This is a genomic window from Flavobacterium soyae, from assembly GCF_045348165.1.
Classification (GTDB): domain Bacteria; phylum Bacteroidota; class Bacteroidia; order Flavobacteriales; family Flavobacteriaceae; genus Flavobacterium; species Flavobacterium soyae.
Window position 1 is genome coordinate 3,920,232 of record NZ_CP150845.1, and the last position, 18,565, is coordinate 3,938,796.

10 protein-coding genes, 4 tRNA genes and 3 rRNA genes are annotated in these 18,565 nt (G+C 37.3%); 3 read left to right on the forward strand and 14 right to left on the reverse strand.

Going from position 1 to position 18,565, the window contains the following annotated elements:
* Positions 1 to 50: 50 nt before the first annotated feature.
* The 4 genes from AABD74_RS16850 to AABD74_RS16865 form a co-directional block, all read right to left on the reverse strand.
* On the reverse strand, positions 51 to 2,450 hold the full coding sequence (locus AABD74_RS16850; RefSeq protein ID WP_406843645.1) for a glycoside hydrolase family 31 protein: 2,400 nt from the start codon (positions 2,448 to 2,450) through the stop codon (positions 51 to 53).
* Between the two features lie 203 nt (positions 2,451 to 2,653).
* Positions 2,654 to 4,558, reverse strand: coding sequence for a 1,4-alpha-glucan branching protein GlgB (gene glgB / locus AABD74_RS16855; RefSeq protein ID WP_406843646.1), 1,905 nt, complete (start codon positions 4,556 to 4,558; stop codon positions 2,654 to 2,656).
* Positions 4,559 to 4,669: 111 nt separating this feature from the next.
* Positions 4,670 to 5,950: a glucose-1-phosphate adenylyltransferase gene (locus tag AABD74_RS16860; protein WP_406843647.1), complete on the reverse strand. Its 1,281-nt coding sequence runs from the start codon at positions 5,948 to 5,950 to the stop codon at positions 4,670 to 4,672.
* Positions 5,940 to 7,367, reverse strand: a complete 1,428-nt coding sequence (locus AABD74_RS16865; RefSeq protein ID WP_406843648.1) for a glycogen synthase — start codon at positions 7,365 to 7,367, stop codon at positions 5,940 to 5,942. The genes AABD74_RS16860 and AABD74_RS16865 overlap by 11 nt, the downstream gene beginning before the upstream one ends.
* A gap of 118 nt (positions 7,368 to 7,485) precedes the next feature.
* On the opposite strand from AABD74_RS16865, the gene AABD74_RS16870 reads away from it, so the two are divergent.
* Both AABD74_RS16870 and nth read left to right on the forward strand, forming a co-directional pair.
* Complete coding sequence (locus AABD74_RS16870; protein WP_406843649.1) at positions 7,486 to 8,352, forward strand: alpha/beta hydrolase; 867 nt, start codon at positions 7,486 to 7,488, stop codon at positions 8,350 to 8,352.
* Positions 8,353 to 8,398: 46 nt separating this feature from the next.
* On the forward strand, positions 8,399 to 9,049 hold the full coding sequence (gene nth, locus AABD74_RS16875) for an endonuclease III (RefSeq protein ID WP_232677833.1): 651 nt from the start codon (positions 8,399 to 8,401) through the stop codon (positions 9,047 to 9,049).
* Between the two features lies 1 nt (position 9,050).
* On the opposite strand, the gene AABD74_RS16880 is transcribed toward nth, so the two are convergent.
* The 10 genes from AABD74_RS16880 to AABD74_RS16925 form a co-directional block, all read right to left on the reverse strand.
* A complete protein-coding gene (locus AABD74_RS16880; protein ID WP_406843650.1) occupies positions 9,051 to 9,485 on the reverse strand; it encodes a nuclear transport factor 2 family protein in 435 nt (144 codons plus the stop codon).
* A 14-nt stretch (positions 9,486 to 9,499) separates the two neighbouring features.
* Positions 9,500 to 9,952, reverse strand: a complete 453-nt coding sequence (locus AABD74_RS16885; RefSeq protein ID WP_406843651.1) for a DUF1569 domain-containing protein — start codon at positions 9,950 to 9,952, stop codon at positions 9,500 to 9,502.
* Positions 9,953 to 10,060: 108 nt separating this feature from the next.
* Positions 10,061 to 10,146: transfer RNA gene (locus tag AABD74_RS16890), tRNA-Leu, on the reverse strand.
* Positions 10,147 to 10,152: 6 nt separating this feature from the next.
* Positions 10,153 to 10,225 (reverse strand) — tRNA-Phe (locus AABD74_RS16895).
* Between the two features lie 68 nt (positions 10,226 to 10,293).
* Positions 10,294 to 10,403, reverse strand: a 5S ribosomal RNA gene (gene rrf, locus AABD74_RS16900).
* 172 nt (positions 10,404 to 10,575) lie between these two features.
* Positions 10,576 to 13,457 (reverse strand): 23S ribosomal RNA (locus tag AABD74_RS16905).
* 195 nt (positions 13,458 to 13,652) lie between these two features.
* Positions 13,653 to 13,726: transfer RNA gene (locus AABD74_RS16910), tRNA-Ala, on the reverse strand.
* 169 nt (positions 13,727 to 13,895) lie between these two features.
* Positions 13,896 to 13,969, reverse strand: a tRNA-Ile gene (locus tag AABD74_RS16915).
* Positions 13,970 to 14,095: 126 nt separating this feature from the next.
* Positions 14,096 to 15,609, reverse strand: a 16S ribosomal RNA gene (locus AABD74_RS16920).
* Together the 16S, 23S and 5S rRNA genes with 4 tRNA genes alongside form the textbook arrangement of a ribosomal RNA operon.
* Positions 15,610 to 16,662: 1,053 nt before the next feature.
* Positions 16,663 to 17,346 carry a DUF4294 domain-containing protein gene (locus tag AABD74_RS16925; protein ID WP_406843652.1) on the reverse strand — a complete coding sequence of 228 codons (684 nt, stop codon included), beginning with the start codon at positions 17,344 to 17,346 and terminating at the stop codon, positions 16,663 to 16,665.
* 81 nt (positions 17,347 to 17,427) lie between these two features.
* On the opposite strand from AABD74_RS16925, the gene AABD74_RS16930 reads away from it, so the two are divergent.
* Positions 17,428 to 18,516 (forward strand): M42 family metallopeptidase, encoded by a 1,089-nt coding sequence (locus AABD74_RS16930; RefSeq protein WP_406843653.1) that lies wholly within the window; start codon positions 17,428 to 17,430, stop codon positions 18,514 to 18,516.
* Positions 18,517 to 18,565 lie beyond the last annotated feature (49 nt).

The following is an 18,565-nucleotide window of genomic DNA, read 5'->3' on the forward strand; positions in this document are numbered from 1 at the left end:
AAATCACTCAAAATCTTACATAATTATTTAAAACACTATCAAAATTTTACTTATTCACCTATAATATGAAGCTCATTAAACTCTTTATCAACGATTAAGAAATTGTTTGATTCAAAGCTGATTTTATCAAATTCGATTTTTTCGTTGTCGATTTCAATTTCAGTTACTTTAAAAGGCAGTCCAATTAAATTAATTTTATACTTGCTGTAAGGCGTATCATATTTTCCTTCTTTATGAAGCTGAATTATGAGTTCTTTTTCTTTCCCAATTGTTCTAAAAGATAAAAAGCTGTAACGGCCTTTTTTATAATCGTAACCGTCTTGTGCATCTTCATAAACTACAGATTTTTCTTTTCCGTTTTTAAAGTAAACATCCAGTGTTAATTCATCAAATTCCAATTCACCAACATATTGCTGAACCGGATATTTTGGAATAATAGCACCCGCTTTTACAAAAACCGGAATTTCATCAAATTTAGTATCAATCCAGACTTCTCTTCCCCCCACAAATAAGTCATTTGTCCAGTAGTTATACCACTCTCCTCTTGGAATATACATACGTCTACCTACAGCATTAGGTTCAAGAATTGGACATACTAAAATTTGATTACCAAAGATAAATTCGTCATTGCGATAATGCGTTTGCGTATCATCCTGATCGTAATAAACCAGAGGTTTCAACATTGGAACTCCTTCTTCAATATACTGCCAAAACATGGTATATAAATACGGTAATAATTGGTAACGCAGACTGACAAATTTTCTCGTAATATTAATTACTTCTTCATCAAAAGCCCAAGGTTCCTGATTTCCGTGATCTCCTGATGAATGCGTTCTGCAAAACGGATGAAAAACACCTAACTGAATCCATCGTGCGTATAATTCTCCCGTAGGCTGTTCTGCAAATCCTCCAATATCAGAACCCGTAAATCCCATTCCCGAAATTGACATTCTCTGTACCTGAATATTTGCAATCCATAAATGTTCCCAAGTTGCTACGTTATCTCCTGTCCATGATGACGTGTAACGCTGCGCACCAGAATATGCTGATCTTGTAATGACAAAAGGACGTTTTGGATAAGCGAATCGTTTTACGCCATGATACGTTGCCCTTGCCATTTGCGTTCCGTAAATATTATGTGCTTTTCTATGACTGCACGGATTTCCATCGTAAAAGTGACGAACATCCATAGGGAAAGTTTTATTTGGAACTTCCATTACGGCTGGTTCATTCATATCGTTCCAAACTCCTTTTACACCAATCTCTGAAACTAATTCTTTAAATAAACCAGCCCACCATTCTCTAACTGCGGGATTTGTATAATCAGGAAAATTACATTCTCCCGGCCATACTTTTCCTTTCATATAAGGTCCGTCGGCTCTTTTGCAGAAATAATCTTTTTCTAGAGCTTCTTTATAAACCCAATAATCTTTATCAATTTTTATTCCCGGATCGATAATTACAACAGTTTTAAAACCGTCTTCGGCTAATTCGGCGACCATTCTTTTTGGGTCTGGAAAATAGTTTTTATTCCAGGTAAAACATCGAAAGCCTTCCATATAATCAATGTCGAGATAAATGGCATCGCACGGAATTTTAAGTTCTCGAAATTTTGAAGTGATTTCTTTTACTTTACTTTCAGGATAATAACTCCATTTACATTGGTGATATCCTAAAACCCAAAGCGGCGGCAGTTCCGGTTTTCCGGTCAAATCTGTATAAGTCGTTACAACATCCTGCATTTGAGGGCCATAAATGAAATAATAATTCATTTCTCCACCTTCTGCCCAATAACTGGTTACATTTCTTCTTTCCTGACAAAAATCAAAGAAAGTTCTAAAGGTATTATCAAAGAAGATACCGTAAGATTGTTTGTTATGTAAACCAATATAAAACGGAACTACTTTATAAAGAGGATCTTGTTCTTTTTGATAAGCATATTGATCTGTAGCAAAATTTTCTACTCTTTTGCCTTTTAAATTCATTTGAGTCGCCTTATCTCCAAGACCGTAAAAACATTCACCGTCTTTAGAAGATTTGCTCATTTTTACAATATTTCCGCCATATTCATAACTCTCTTCCCAATGAAAACCAAGCTCATCTTCAAGAATCAGGAAATCATTTAAATCGTAAATTGAAAGACGAAGATCTGCCTTTTGAATTTTACATTTTACTTTACTGGTTCTGATCTGAAAATAGGTTTCTTCCTCTGTAAGTTCAAGAAAATTATAGCCGTGAAGCTGGGTTTTATCTATTGCATACGAAAAATCATTGCTGAAATACCCTTTTGTAGTAAAGCGAAATCGAATTAAACTGTCTCTAAGAATAGTGACTTTTAAGATTACTTTATTATCTGTATTAAAAAAAATAGAATCTCCTTCATGCTCGTACGAAACAATCTTTGATGGATATAAATCGCCTTTGTATTCTAATGATGTGTTTGTAATCATATCGCCAATGAATTAATTATAACAATAATCTCTATTTCAAACATACGAAAAAAGTTAGTAAAGGGCTATGAATAAAAGGTTTATTCACGAAAACGTTTTTTCTGACTGAGTCTTTAATTAGAGATCAAAAAATCGACAAATCGATAATTTAAAAAGGATAAAATGACAAAATAATACCGTAAAAAATATTTGTCAGATTTTATTTAAACGAAAGAATAAACGGTTACACTTAAAGGCGGTAAAATTAATTCGACAGAAAAATCCCTTCCGTCATAAGGTTTTGATTCAATTTTTAATGATTTTCCGTTTCCAACACCGCCGCCGCCATAAATTACGGCGTCGCTATTAAAAATCTCTTCTAACTGACCTTTTTTCGGAATTCCAATTCTGTAATTTTCTCGTACCACTTGCGTGAAATTGCAGACTACAATTACATTTTCATCTTGATTATTTCCTTTTCGAATATAAGATAAAACCGCATTTTGATGATCTGAATAATTAATCCATTCAAAACCTTCACCCGTAAATTGCTTTTCATACAATGCTGGACGTGATTTATACAATTGATTTAAATCTGTAATTAATCTCTTTATTCCCGAATGAAAATCATATTGTAATAAATGCCAATCTAAACTTTGTTCGAAATTCCATTCGCTGGTTTGACCAAATTCAGCTCCCTGAAACAATAATTTAGTTCCGGGATGTGTAAACATATAACCATATAATAGTCTCAAATTGGCAAATCGCTGCCATTCATCGCCCGGCATTTTATAAATAAGAGATTTTTTGCCGTAAACCACTTCGTCATGAGAAAACGGAAGCATAAAGTTTTCGGTAAAAGCATATGTCATCGAAAAAGTCAAATCATTTTGATGGTATTTTCTATAAACGGTTTCTTTTTGAAAATACTTTAAAGTATCATGCATCCAGCCCATCATCCATTTCATTCCGAAACCTAATCCTCCTGTAAATGTTGGTCTTGAAACCATCGGAAACGAAGTACTTTCTTCTGCAATAGTTTGAACTCCATTAAAATTAGCATAGATAACTTCATTAAATTCTTTAAGGAAACTTATACTATCTAAATTTTCTCTACCGCCAAAAATATTGGCTTCCCACTCGCCTTCTTTTCTGGAATAATCAAGATACAACATTGAAGCTACAGCATCAACTCTTAATCCGTCTATATGATAATTTTGAAGCCAAAAAACAGCGTTACTAATTAAAAAAGCACGAACTTCATTTCTACCATAATTAAAAACCAAGCTTTTCCAATCAGGATGATAACCTTTTCTGCGATCCGGATGTTCATATAAATGCGACCCGTCAAAATAGCCTAAACCATGTGCATCGTCTGGAAAATGCGACGGAACCCAGTCTAAAATCACACCAATTCCTTCCTGATGCAGCCTATCGACCAAAACCATAAAATCCTGTGGTTTCCCAAAACGCGAAGTCGGCGCAAAATATCCCGTCAACTGATAACCCCATGAAGGATCATAAGGATATTCCATAATAGGCATAAATTCTACGTGTGTAAAACCGGTTTCTTTTACGTATTTAACCAAATCATCCGCGAGTTCTAAATAACTTAAAAACCGATTATGTTCTGCTCGTTTCCAGGAACCCAAATGAACTTCATAAACAGAATAAGGTTTGTCTAAAGCATTTTTCTCCTGACGATTCTGCATCCAGTTTTCATCTTTCCAGTTATAATCTAAATCCCATACTACAGAGGCTGTATGCGGAGGTTTTTCACAATACAAAGCAAAAGGATCTGCTTTTTCAGTTACGATTCCGTCAATATTCGATTGGATTTTATATTTATAAAGTGCACCTTTTGAAATATCCGGAATAAAACCTTCCCAAATTCCCGAAGAATCCCAGCGAACATTTAAAAGGTGTTCTCCCTGTGTCCAGTAATTAAAATCGCCCACAACCGAAACAGAATGTGCTGTAGGTGCCCAAACGGCAAAATAAACACCTTTAACTCCATTAACTTCAACTAAATGCGCTCCTAATTTTTCATATAATTTGAAGTGTTTTCCGGCTTTGAATAAATCAATATCAAAATCAGTAAATAGAGAATGTGTAATTACTTTAGTCATATTTGTTTTTTAAGGCAAAAATTGATATTGAATTGATATTGAATTGATATTGAATTGATATTGAATTGATATTGAATTGATATTGAATTGATATTGAATTGATATTTTATTCTATTCTATTCTAAAATTATCCGATAATGTAACTCCTTTTTTAATTACAACAATTCCGTCTTTAATACTGTACAATTCATTGGTAAAATTGTCCAGATGCTTTCCGCCGCTTATGTGAACATTGTTTCCAATTCGTACATTTTTATCTACCAATGCATTTTTTATAAAACAGTTTTCACCAATACCAATATGAATTTTATTAATGCTGCTGTCATGATTCATCTCATCAAGGTCCTGATAAAAATCGTTCCCCATGACATAACAGTTTTCTAAAATAGTACCTTCGCCAACTCTTGAACGAATGCCAATTACCGAACTTTTAATCTCTTTAGCATTTATGATACAGCCTTCAGAAATTAAAGATTGATTGATAATTGAATTTCTGAATTTTGACGGCGGTAATAATCTTGGTCTTGTAAAGATTTTGTTTTCGTTATCAAATAAATTAAACTCAGGAATATCAGCTGTTAAACCAATATTAGCTTCAAAAAATGATTCGATGTTTCCAATATCTGTCCAATACCCTTCGTATTGATAACTTAATATTTTATGTTTTCCAACAGCTTGCGGAATGATTTCTTTACCAAAATCTTTTGTTTCCTTATTCGCCATTAATTCCTCCAACAATGGTTTATTAAAAATATAAATTCCCATTGAGGCAAGGTATTTTTTACCTTTTTCCTGCATATATTCGCTCACTTCAGATTCCCATTCAGGCAGCAATGAAGCGTTTGGTTTTTCGATAAAAGCATGAATATTATTTTCATTATCAGTTTTAAGAATTCCAAACTCTGGAGCATCTTTAGCATTTACTGGCAGAGTTGCAATCGAAATTTCAGCGTCAGCGGCAATATGAGCTTCCAGCATTTCGTTAAAATCCATTTGATACAATTGATCGCCCGAAAGAATTAAAGCATGGTCAAAATCGTGTTTCAAAAAATGCGACATACATTGTCTAACAGCATCTGCCGTTCCCTGAAACCAGGTTGGATTATCGGGAGTTTGTTCTGCCGCCAGAATATCAACAAACGACTGGCTGAAAATACTAAAATTAAAAGTGTTTTTGATATGTGCATTTAAAGATGCAGAGTTAAACTGTGTCAAAACAAATATTTTAAAAATATCAGAATTGATACAATTCGAAATTGGAATATCAACCAATCGATATTTTCCTCCAATCGGAACTGCTGGTTTTGATCTTGTTTCTGTCAATGGAAACAAACGTGATCCTTGCCCTCCTCCTAAAATAATGGCAACTACATTTTTCTTTTTAAATTTCATTTTGCTGAATTATTAAGTTGTATATTTCGATATATTCTTGGCAAACACTTTCCCAGGAATGGTCTGCCGCCATTCCTCTTCTTAAAACTGTCTTAAAATTTATTTTATCATCGTACAATTTAACCGCACGATTTATTGAATAACAAATATCTCCAACCGAAGCCTGATCGTGGCAGATTCCGTTTCCTTCATCGCCAAAATCAATAACAGTATCACGTAAGCCTCCGGTTCTCCTAACAATTGGAATTGTTCCATAACGCATAGCATACATTTGGTTTAAACCGCAGGGTTCTACTCTTGAAGGCATTAAAATATAATCTGAACCTGCGTAAATCAAATGCGCTAATTCTTCGTTATAACCAATAAAAACATTATAATTTCCTTTATAATCATTACGCAATTGGGTTAATTGCGATTCAATTTCAGCGTTTCCTGAACCTAAAATTAAAATATTGATCTCTTCAAAATGTTCTGATAAAGCTAAAGCAGAAGCCTGAGGCAGTAAATCACCGCCTTTTTCTTCAAACAAACGTCCTATAAAACTAAACAAAGGCTTTGAAGGATCTAAATCAAATTGGTCACACAGTTTTTCTTTATTTTTCTGTTTTCCAATTTCAAAGTTTTCTATTGAATAATTTTCTGCAATCATTTGATCTTTTATTGGATTCCAGACTTCAATATCAATTCCGTTCAAAATTCCTTTAGATTTGTTTCTAACGGATTGAAACAAGGATTCTAAACCATTTGCATTATAATTGATTTCATTTAAATAGCTCGGAGAAACTGTTGTTACTGTATTGGCACATTTTACACCAACTGCCAATGAATTAATCGAATTACTCCACTCTAAAAACCCAACATGTTTTAAATCGAATTCCGGCAGATAATATAATTTATCAAAACCAAACCAGCCCTGATATAAACCATTATGAATTGTTATAACAGTTTTAACATCCTTTAATGTTCCATATTTATAAGCAAATTGCAGCAAAAACGGAATTAGTCCGGTATGATGATCGTGACAGTTAATTATATTAGGAATTTTATTTCGGGCGATAATCCAATCTAAAACTGCAATTTGAAAAGATAAAAAACGTTCAATATCATCTTCATAACCATATACATTCGGACGATTAAATAATTCATTAATTTCAATGAGATACAATTCGTAGCCTAATTTATCTGTGCTTTCTTTTAAAACGCTGAAAGGGAAATTAAAATTTCCCAATTTAACTGTTCCCCAATGTACACAGTCAAAATTATTTTCATTTCTAAATTTTGTATCATAAGCCGGAACAACAACCCTTACATCATGCCCTGCGTTCTCCTGGTACTTTGGTAAAGCACCAACGACATCAGCCAAACCACCGACTTTTGCCATTGGATAACATTCTGCGCTAATATGAAATATCTCCATTTCAGAAATTAATTTGTGATTATTTTTCAAGAAACAATCATTAATATGCTATTTTTATCTTTTTTTAAATTTAGCAAAAAAATAGGCAAAGTACTGCTTCTAAATCAGATTTATTGAAATGGCAAAAAAGGCAATTAATCCTACTAAATCATTAAAAATTCCACAGATAATTATACTATCTGCCAAAATTTGCGCATTTGTATCCACTAAGTTGGCAACTAAATTTGCTGCAAGACTGTTTACAACGCCTATAAAACATAAGGTTCCCAAACGTGAACTTGAAATGGACAATAAAAGCATTCAAAAAATTATTCGCGTGCCAGCCATTAATAAAAATGTTGTCACTTATCAATATGGTCAGAGTGAACGTAAAGTTTTACTAGTTCATGGCTGGTCAGGCAGAGGAACCCAATTATTTAAAATAGCCGATGAACTTTTGCAAAATGGCTATTCAACTATAAGTTTTGATGCACCTGCACATGGGAAATCAGAAGGAAAAACAACTATAATGTCTGAGTTTATTGCATCTATTTTGGAAATTGAAAAAGAATTTGGTCCTTTTGAATTTGCAATTGGACATTCATTAGGCGGAATGTCTGTATTAAATGCAATTAAAGATGGTTTAAAAGTAAATAAAGCTGTAATAATTGGAAGCGGAGATATTGTACAAGATATTTTAGACGAGTTTATTTTTAAATTAAAGCTGAAAAAGGAATTCAGCGAACGTTTAAAACTATTTTTCGAAGATAAATACCAATTAAAAATGGATGATTTTTCGGCGTACAGAGCTGCGCAAAAAATTAAAATTCCTGTATTGGTAATTCATGATAACGATGATCCGGAAGTTTCTGTAAAAGCAGGAATTCATATTCATGAAAACCTTCAAAATGGATTCTTATTTTTAACCGATGGATTGGGTCATAGAAAAATACTTGGGAATCAAACTGTTATTAAAAAAACTTTAGAATTCATTAAAAATAGTTAACTTTATATATAACTATTTAAATATCAAACACTAAAGAACAGTAAAAATGGATTTATTTGGAAAGACATTAAATTGGGAAACTAAATTAAAACCCATTTTAAAAAAATATAAAGGCAAAAAACACCCGTTAGATTATCAAAACACTTACCAGCTTTTGGTTATGGTAGTTTTATCAGCTCAGGATTCTGATGCTAATATTAACAACATTGCTCCAGCTTTATTTGAAAAATATCCGACTCTTACAAGTTTATCAAAAACTGATTTCGAAACTTTTATTCCTTACATAAGTAAAGTTCGAAATAATGCAACTAAAGCTAATTGGCTTTTAGAAATTGCCAAAACAATTCAAAATGACAAAGATATTCCTTTAACAATGCCTGAATTGACTGCTTTGAAAGGTATTGGAAGAAAATCTGCGAATGTAATTTTAAGAGAAACCAATAAACCTGCAGAAGGTATTATCGCCGATTTACATGTTATAAGAGTTGCACCCAGAATTGGCATAATAAAAGAAGCGAAAGACGGAAATAAAGCAGAAAAAGACTTGATGGAAGTTTTACCAAAAAGTATATGGTCAGAAATTGGGATGGCGATTTCTTTTCTAGGCCGGGAAATCTGCAGACCAAAACCTAAATGTGAAGAATGTCTTCTAACTGATATATGTTTGTATTACAACACTGTAGTTCTAAAAAATTAGATTATTTTCTACGTGTATCAATTAAGTAAATGATTTTCCAGGAATCTTTTTCTTTAAATAATGTGAAAGAATTTACTCCGGTATGACTTAATTTATCATTTAAATAAAATTCATATGGTGCCCAAACATGAGCCATACTACCATCAATTTGAACGTTATAGCTCAAAATTTTCTCCAGAAATTTCATAGTTGAGGGAATCGTACCAATAGATTTATAGAATTCACCTGCACTTTCATTCGATAATTTGTTTCCTTTTACAGAACTTTCACTAATAGATTGCAGAATCATTTTATCCGCACAAACGGTTTTTATTTTCACTGAATCTTTTTGATGAAATCCTTCAAAGAATATTTCAATAGCCTTTTGAACTTCCTGTTTCTGTGCATTAGATGATAATCCTAAAAGCAGAAAAAATAGAATAAAATAAATTCTCATATAATAAACTTAAATTAAACGCCAAATTGAGATAAATGATGGTCTAAATGTTTAGCAAACATATTATTCCATTCCGAAGAATTTAATTTACCCAAAGAAAGAGATTCTTTTCCCTGAAATTCACTTTCTCCTAATTCTTGTGTTTTTAAAATATAGGAAATCAATCTGCTTTTTTCCAGTTCAAAATCACGACCTCCTGCAATAATAAATTGTGGAGCTGTATGAATATTCCTTGCATAAGGTTTTTCGCTTACTATTGCATTTTTAGCTAATAGTTTTAAAATTAACCTCATAAAAACATTTGGCTTGGCATGAATATTATCATAGACCATTTCATACGTTACATTACAATGGGCCAGCATCTGATCAACAGACATTTTGCCCCAAAGTGGTTGTGAATCTATTTTAAGCTGATTGATTCTAGTAATAAATTGATCACAATCTTCTTTAAGAAAAACGTTTTGCATAGTTTAATTATAAGGTAAAACATTAAAGTAAAAGTATAAAATTTACTATTAAAATTAGTTTTATGGCAAAAAAAAACTTCAATTAGCCTAGCCAATTGAAGTTTTTAGTACTCAGAGCGGGACTTGAACCCGCACGAACATTGCTGTTCACTGGATTTTAAGTCCAGCGTGTCTACCAATTTCACCATCCGAGCATTATGTGGTACCTCCAGGGATCGAACCAGGGACACATGGATTTTCAGTCCATTGCTCTACCATCTGAGCTAAGGTACCTTTGTTGCTTATAAATAAGCAAAATTTAGAATAAAAAACCCCGTTTCTTGGAAACAGGGTTTTCAAAAGAAAGGCGACGACATACTCTCCCACAATACTGCAGTACCATCTGCGCAGGCGGGCTTAACTTCTCTGTTCGGGATGGGAAGAGGTGAGCCCCGCCGCAATAACCACCTTAAGGTTTTTAGTTGTTGGTTTGTGGTTGTCGGTTGATGGATTTCTCCAACAACTATCAACTCTTGACCATCAACTGCTCTGCGTCGAGCTAATATTTTAACATACTGAGATAAAGAAAAGTAAGTTTTTGTTTAGAAAGTTTCTTCTCCCGACCGTAGTCGGGAGAAAAGGGTGTACATAAGCTTACGGATTATTAGTACTACTCGACTATGACATTACTGCCTTTACATCTATAGCCTATCAACGTGGTCATCTTCCACGATCCTTAAAAGAAATCTCATCTTGTGGTGGGTTTCGCGCTTATATGCTTTCAGCGCTTATCCCTTCCAAACGTAGCTACTCTGCGGTGCCCCTGGCGGGACAACAGATACACTAGAGGTTTGTCCAATTCGGTCCTCTCGTACTAGAATCAGATCCACTCAAATTTCTAACGCCCACAGTAGATAGAGACCGAACTGTCTCACGACGTTCTGAACCCAGCTCGCGTGCCACTTTAATGGGCGAACAGCCCAACCCTTGGGACCTTCTCCAGCCCCAGGATGTGACGAGCCGACATCGAGGTGCCAAACCCCCCCGTCGATATGAGCTCTTGGGGGAGATCAGCCTGTTATCCCCGGCGTACCTTTTATCCTTTGAGCGATGGCCCTTCCATGCGGAACCACCGGATCACTATGCTCTACTTTCGTACCTGATCGACCTGTATGTCTCTCAGTCAAGCTCCCTTATGCCATTGCACTCTACGCACGGTTACCAAGCGTACTGAGGGAACCTTTAGAAGCCTCCGTTACTCTTTTGGAGGCGACCACCCCAGTCAAACTACCCACCAAGCAATGTCCCCCACACTATGGGGTTAGGCCTCAGATAAACAAAGGGTTGTATTTCAACAATGACTCCACAACGCCTGGCGACGCCGCTTCACAGTCTCCAACCTATCCTACACATCATTTATCCAAGGTCAATACTAAGCTATAGTAAAGGTGCACAGGGTCTTTTCGTCCCACTGCGGGTAAACGGCATCTTCACCGTTACTACAATTTCACCGAGCTCATGGCTGAGACAGTGTCCAGATCGTTACACCATTCGTGCAGGTCGGAACTTACCCGACAAGGAATTTCGCTACCTTAGGACCGTTATAGTTACGGCCGCCGTTTACTGGGGCTTCAATTCAATGCTTCTCCGAAGATAACATCTCCTCTTAACCTTCCAGCACCGGGCAGGTGTCAGGCCCTATACTTCATCTTACGATTTTGCAGAGCCCTGTGTTTTTGATAAACAGTCGCCTGGACCTCTTCACTGCGGCCCCGATTGCTCGGGGCGACCTTTCTCCCGAAGTTACAGGTCTATTTTGCCTAATTCCTTAGCCATGAATCTCTCGAGCACCTTAGGATTCTCTCCTCAACTACCTGTGTCGGTTTACGGTACTGGTACTAATTACCTGAAGTTTAGAGGTTTTTCTTGGAAGCCCTTAGGCGCACTATCTCTTTGTCCGAAGACTCCGAGTACTATCGTATTTCACCAGTCTCTGCGGATTTGCCTGCAGAGCCTATAGCTAGGTACTTTAACGAACTATTCCGTCAGTTCGCGGCGCTTTCATCACTCCGTCACCCCATCACAGTAATTAGTAGTACGGGAATATTAACCCGTTAGCCATCGACTGTCCCTTTCGGGTTCGCCTTAGGACCAGACTAACCCACAGCTGATTAGCATAGCTGTGGAAACCTTAGTTTTTCGGTGTGCGGGTTTCTCGCCCGCATTATCGTTACTTATGCCTACATTTTCTTTTCTAACCAGTCCAGCTCTCCTTACGAAAAACCTTCTGCCCTGTTAGAATGCTCCCCTACCACTTACAATTGCTTGTAAATCCATAGCTTCGGTAATATGCTTATGCCCGATTATTATCCATGCTCGTCCGCTCGACTAGTGAGCTGTTACGCACTCTTTAAATGAATGGCTGCTTCCAAGCCAACATCCTAGCTGTCTGGGCAGACAAACCTCGTTCTTTCAACTTAGCATATATTTGGGGACCTTAGCTGATGGTCTGGGTTCTTTCCCTCTCGGACTTGGACCTTAGCACCCAAGCCCTCACTGCTGAGAAACATTATACAGCATTCGGAGTTTGTCAGGAATTGGTAGGCGGTGAAGCCCCCGCATCCAATCAGTAGCTCTACCTCTATATAACTTAATTCAGCGCTGCACCTAAATGCATTTCGGGGAGTACGAGCTATTTCCGAGTTTGATTGGCCTTTCACCCCTACCCACAGGTCATCCGAAGACTTTTCAACGTCAACCGGTTCGGACCTCCACTGTGTGTTACCACAGCTTCATCCTGCCCATGGGTAGATCACACGGTTTCGCGTCTAACACTACTGACTAAAGCGCCCTATTCAGACTCGCTTTCGCTGCGGATCCATGGCTTAACCACTTATCCTTGCCAGCAGCGTTAACTCGTAGGCTCATTATGCAAAAGGCACGCCGTCACCCCACGAAAGGGCTCCGACCGCTTGTAAGCGTATGGTTTCAGGATCTATTTCACTCCGTTATTCACGGTTCTTTTCACCTTTCCCTCACGGTACTGGTTCACTATCGGTCTCTCAGGAGTATTTAGCCTTAGCGGATGGTCCCGCCAAATTCAGACAGGGTTTCACGTGCCCCGCCCTACTCAGGATACCACTATCTATTACATTTATTACCCATACGGGGCTGTCACCCTCTATGGCCCGACTTTCCAGTCAGTTCCGGTTCTGCATGCATAAAATGTCGTGGTCCTACAACCCCATCATTGCCGTAACAACAATGGTTTGGGCTAATCCGCGTTCGCTCGCCACTACTTACGGAATCACTTTTGTTTTCTTCTCCTCCGCCTACTTAGATGTTTCAGTTCAGCGGGTTTGCCCACCTATCGGTGTACTATGTCTTCAACATAGTGGGTTGCCCCATTCGGGTATCTGCGGATCAATCAATGTGTGCTTGTCCCCGCAGCTTTTCGCAGCTTATCACGCCCTTCATCGCCTCTGAGAGCCTAGGCATCCCCCATACGCCCTTATTTTGCTTATTGTACCAATCTTGTTAATTAAAACAAGACCGTTTTTTTTTGTTTTTTGTTATAAATAACAAAAAACGCTTTCTACTTTCTTATTATTTTCTTATCTCAATATGTCAATGAACTTTTATTTAGCCCAAGGTCTAAAGTCTAAAGTCTTAAAGTAAATCACTTTGGACTTTATGACTTTAATCTTTATGACTAAAATCGTGGAGAATAACGGAGTCGAACCGTTGACCTCCTGCGTGCAAGGCAGGCGCTCTAGCCAGCTGAGCTAATCCCCCATTTTTCAATCTTAGATTGTAGAATTCAGATTTTAGATTTAAATTCCTATCTAATTTCTTTGGTGAATCCCAGCTTCCAGAATTTCCTTTATTTCTTAAGTTTTCAGTTTTTAATTTGTTGTTTTTATAATTTACAATTCATAATTTATAATTAACAATTCTTAAAAAGTAGTCCCGGGCAGACTCGAACTGCCGACCCCTACATTATCAGTGTAGTACTCTAACCAGCTGAGCTACGAGACTCTGTTTTACTTAAGTTTTCATTATTTTTTTTAAATTAACAGCAAGAGTAATACAATCTCAGACTAAAACCAATAGGTTTCGCATCTTTTTCCCTCAGCGTGCATATAGCTAACACTAAGGCTCTAGAAAGGAGGTGTTCCAGCCGCACCTTCCGGTACGGCTACCTTGTTACGACTTAGCCCTAGTTACCAGTTTTACCCTAGGCAGCTCCTTGCGGTCACCGACTTCAGGCACCCCCAGCTTCCATGGCTTGACGGGCGGTGTGTACAAGGCCCGGGAACGTATTCACCGGATCATGGCTGATATCCGATTACTAGCGATTCCAGCTTCACGGAGTCGAGTTGCAGACTCCGATCCGAACTGTGACCGGCTTTATAGATTCGCTCCTGGTCACCCAGTGGCTGCTCTCTGTACCGGCCATTGTAGCACGTGTGTAGCCCAAGGCGTAAGGGCCGTGATGATTTGACGTCATCCCCACCTTCCTCACAGTTTGCACTGGCAGTCTTGTTAGAGTTCCCGACATGACTCGCTGGCAACTAACAACAGGGGTTGCGCTCGTTATAGGACTTAACCTGACACCTCACGGCACGAGCTGACGACAACCATGCAGCACCTTGTAAATTGTCTTGCGAAAGTTCTGTTTCCAAAACGGTCAATCTACATTTAAGCCTTGGTAAGGTTCCTCGCGTATCATCGAATTAAACCACATGCTCCACCGCTTGTGCGGGCCCCCGTCAATTCCTTTGAGTTTCATTCTTGCGAACGTACTCCCCAGGTGGGATACTTATCACTTTCGCTTAGCCACTGAAGTTGCCCCCAACAGCTAGTATCCATCGTTTACGGCGTGGACTACCAGGGTATCTAATCCTGTTCGCTCCCCACGCTTTCGTCCATCAGCGTCAATCCATTAGTAGTAACCTGCCTTCGCAATTGGTATTCCATGTAATATCTAAGCATTTCACCGCTACACTACATATTCTAGTTACTTCCTAATAATTCAAGTTCAGCAGTATCAATGGCCGTTCCACCGTTGAGCGATGGGCTTTCACCACTGACTTACTAAACCGCCTACGGACCCTTTAAACCCAATGATTCCGGATAACGCTTGGATCCTCCGTATTACCGCGGCTGCTGGCACGGAGTTAGCCGATCCTTATTCTTACGATACCGTCAAGTCCCGACACGTCGGGATGTTTCTTCTCGTACAAAAGCAGTTTACAATCCATAGGACCGTCATCCTGCACGCGGCATGGCTGGATCAGGCTTGCGCCCATTGTCCAATATTCCTCACTGCTGCCTCCCGTAGGAGTCTGGTCCGTGTCTCAGTACCAGTGTGGGGGATCTCCCTCTCAGGACCCCTACCCATCGTTGCCTTGGTAAGCCGTTACCTTACCAACTAGCTAATGGGACGCATGCTCATCTTTCACCGTTGTGACTTTAATAATTAAACCATGCGGCTTGATTATACTATGAGGTATTAATCCAAATTTCTCTGGGCTATCCCTCTGTGAAAGGCAGATTGCATACGCGTTACGCACCCGTGCGCCGGTCTCTATATCCGAAGACATATACCCCTCGACTTGCATGTGTTAAGCCTGCCGCTAGCGTTCATCCTGAGCCAGGATCAAACTCTTCATCGTATATTGTAATATTATATATTCGACGCTTCCTCTAGTGGTTTATTCTAATCTTACCGATTCTATTACTCTTATTCTTTTGTTCCGATCTGCATCGGAACGGCTGTCAATTCAATATGTCTACGAACGTATTTCTTTTTGTTTTCCGCTTGTCTCTCAAAGCGGGTGCAAAACTAAAACTTCTTTTTGTTTCTCGCAAGAAAAATTTAAAAAAATTTGAAACTTTTTTTTCGTTTCTTTTTTCTTAATTTCTCCTCCAGTCTCTCAATGAACTTCCGTGTTTTGCGGGGTGCAAATGTAAAAAGCATTTTCAAATCTCACAAGCTTTTTTTAATCTTTTTTCTGAAAAATTTTTCAGTTTTGATTTTCATTTCTTGCCAGTGTTTCAGGGAACGTCTTTCGCTGTTGCGGGTGCAAAAGTACACAACAATTCCAGTTACGCAAGCCTTTTCGCAAACTATTTTTAATCTTTTTTATAAACCGCTGGTTTTGCGTTTTTTACAACGCAAAGTTTTTTTCATCGTTTTATCTCTATTGCGGTTTTTAGCCATTTTGCCCTGCTTGGTCCGGTTCTGCCGCGAAGGCAGTAAGTCTCGAAGTCTGGTTTTTTCGGGGTTCTTTTTAATCTCGCAGAGACGCAAAGACGAAGAGTTTTCTTTTTTTTCTTCGTTTTTTCTTCTGAGATTGTCTTTTCCTTCGGGAATTTTATTCTGGAAACTCATGCCCCAGTCCCGATAGTAGTGGAAATCCTTTTATGTTGGAGTTCAAAATAAAAGATTGGAACGGATAGCGGGAAATAGCTCCTTATTGAAAGTAAATTCCAAATTTTTTAAATTCCAAACTCAAAAGGGCTTCGACTTCGCTCAGCCGGACATTACTATATAGTATAGTATCGTGAATTAAATTTTCTTTATACGTGACGTAGACGCACTGCTGTGCGTCTCTACGGAAAATTGGGATTCAATTTATCTATACATATATATGTATAAAAAACAAACCCGACAGGTTTTTTAAATCTGTCGGGTTCTTTGAATGAAATTTACACTCTTATATATATTATTTTTTATTGAGTTCCTTGGCTTTTGTTTCCCAATGTTCCATAAGGTTATTATAATTTACAGGGTTGGCTGGAGTTTGATTCAATAGACGTCCAGATTCAAATGCTCGTACCAGGATTGTTTCTATCAAATAATCTTCGTTTACTTCGTAGGGTTTGTATTCAGTCTTTAAACTTATATCGAATAAATTGGCTGTTGTATTTGAAACGAAGGCTTTGAAACCACTTTTTAGGTTTTTGATTAACTCATAAGTTGTTTTTCCGGTTTGGCGATGCACTAGTTTTACAAGAATCTGCCCTTGTTTTCTGGAAAGCTTTTTAAGTCTGTCTTCGAATTCATTATTAAGGTAGTCCTCTACAATCTTAAAATATTTCTTTTTTTCACGATTGGTTTTCAATCGCGCCATTCCATTATTAAGTGCTGTCAATCTATCTGCAGCCAGTCTTGCATACGGATACACTTTATAAACTCTGTTTTGCAGGATCTGAAACTGCTTCATTTCCTCGGCACTCATCTTTTCTCCTTTCGAAATGATTATCTCAGGGAGCTGAATTGTATCACTCAGAATAGAGTCTTGCTCGGTTAATATATAACCCATTTCCTGATTTTCTTTTGGAGTAACCTGGGCTTGACTTGTAAATGCAATCAATACTAAAAACAAAATACTATAGCTAAATCTCATGGAGTCTTAATTTAAATGTAAAATTATATATTTATACACAACTCTAATACCAAATTTATAAATTAGCGCAAAAATATTTTTATGAGTACAAAATCTATCTTAAATGATACTTCTGTTGCTTTCCTGGAAAGCTATCTAAATAACGCTTCGCCGACTGGTTACGAAAGTGAAGGGCAAAAATTATGGATGAATTATTTAAAACCTTATGTTGATACTTTTATTACTGATACATATGGTACGGCTGTGGGAGTTATTAATCCGGATGCTCCTTTTAAAGTTGTAATTGAAGGGCACGCTGATGAAATTTCATGGTATGTAAATTATATTACGGATGATGGTTTACTATATGTAATAAGAAATGGTGGTTCAGATCACCAGATTGCTCCTTCGAAAAGGGTTAATATTCATACTAAAAAAGGAATTGTAAAGGGTGTTTTTGGATGGCCGGCGATTCATACTCGTTTGCGTGATAAAGAAGAAAATCCGAAATTGAGTAATATTTTTATTGATTTGGGCTGCGAAACTAAAGAGCAGGTTGAAGCAATGGGCGTTCATGTGGGCTGTGTGATTACTTATCCTGATGAATTCATGATTTTGAACGAAAACAAATTTGTCTGCCGCGCGATTGATAACAGAATGGGTGGATTCATGATTGCTGAAGTGGCTCGTTTATTACATGAAAATAAAAAGACGCTTCCTTTTGGTTTATATATTGTAAATTCGGTTCAGGAAGAAATTGGTCTTCGTGGTGCAGAAATGATTGCACACACGATTAAACCAAACGTTGCCATTGTGACTGATGTTTGTCACGATACCACAACTCCAATGATTGATAAAAAGGTTGAAGGTGATTTAAAAATGGGAAAAGGGCCTGTTATTGCCTATTCTCCGGCTATTCAAAATAAACTTCGTGATTTAATTGTAGATACTGCCGAAGAAAATAAGATTCCGTTTCAGCGTCATGCAACATCGAGAGCGACCGGAACTGATACTGATGCTTTTGCTTACAGTAATGGCGGTGTGGCATCGGCATTGATTTCTCTTCCGCTGCGTTATATGCATACAACAGTTGAAATGGTTCACAAAGAAGATGTAGAAAATGTGATCCAGCTGATTTATGAATCGCTGCTGAAAATAGAAAACAATCAAAATTTTTCTTATTTTAAATAATATTTTAAAAAACATAAATTCGGCTGTTTGTTCTAGACAGCCGAATTTA

Excerpts from the sequence above, each read along its gene's own strand:
- AABD74_RS16850 (WP_406843645.1), bottom strand. The coding sequence starts at position 2,450 with ATGATTACAAACACATCATTAGAATACAAAGGCGATTTATATCCATCA.
- glgB (WP_406843646.1), bottom strand. The coding sequence starts at position 4,558 with ATGACTAAAGTAATTACACATTCTCTATTTACTGATTTTGATATTGAT.
- AABD74_RS16860 (WP_406843647.1), bottom strand. The coding sequence starts at position 5,950 with ATGAAATTTAAAAAGAAAAATGTAGTTGCCATTATTTTAGGAGGAGGG.
- AABD74_RS16865 (WP_406843648.1), bottom strand. The coding sequence starts at position 7,367 with ATGGAGATATTTCATATTAGCGCAGAATGTTATCCAATGGCAAAAGTC.
- AABD74_RS16870 (WP_406843649.1), top strand. The coding sequence starts at position 7,486 with ATGGCAAAAAAGGCAATTAATCCTACTAAATCATTAAAAATTCCACAG.
- nth (WP_232677833.1), top strand. The coding sequence starts at position 8,399 with ATGGATTTATTTGGAAAGACATTAAATTGGGAAACTAAATTAAAACCC.
- AABD74_RS16880 (WP_406843650.1), bottom strand. The coding sequence starts at position 9,485 with ATGAGAATTTATTTTATTCTATTTTTTCTGCTTTTAGGATTATCATCT.
- AABD74_RS16885 (WP_406843651.1), bottom strand. The coding sequence starts at position 9,952 with ATGCAAAACGTTTTTCTTAAAGAAGATTGTGATCAATTTATTACTAGA.
- AABD74_RS16925 (WP_406843652.1), bottom strand. The coding sequence starts at position 17,346 with ATGAGATTTAGCTATAGTATTTTGTTTTTAGTATTGATTGCATTTACA.
- AABD74_RS16930 (WP_406843653.1), top strand. The coding sequence starts at position 17,428 with ATGAGTACAAAATCTATCTTAAATGATACTTCTGTTGCTTTCCTGGAA.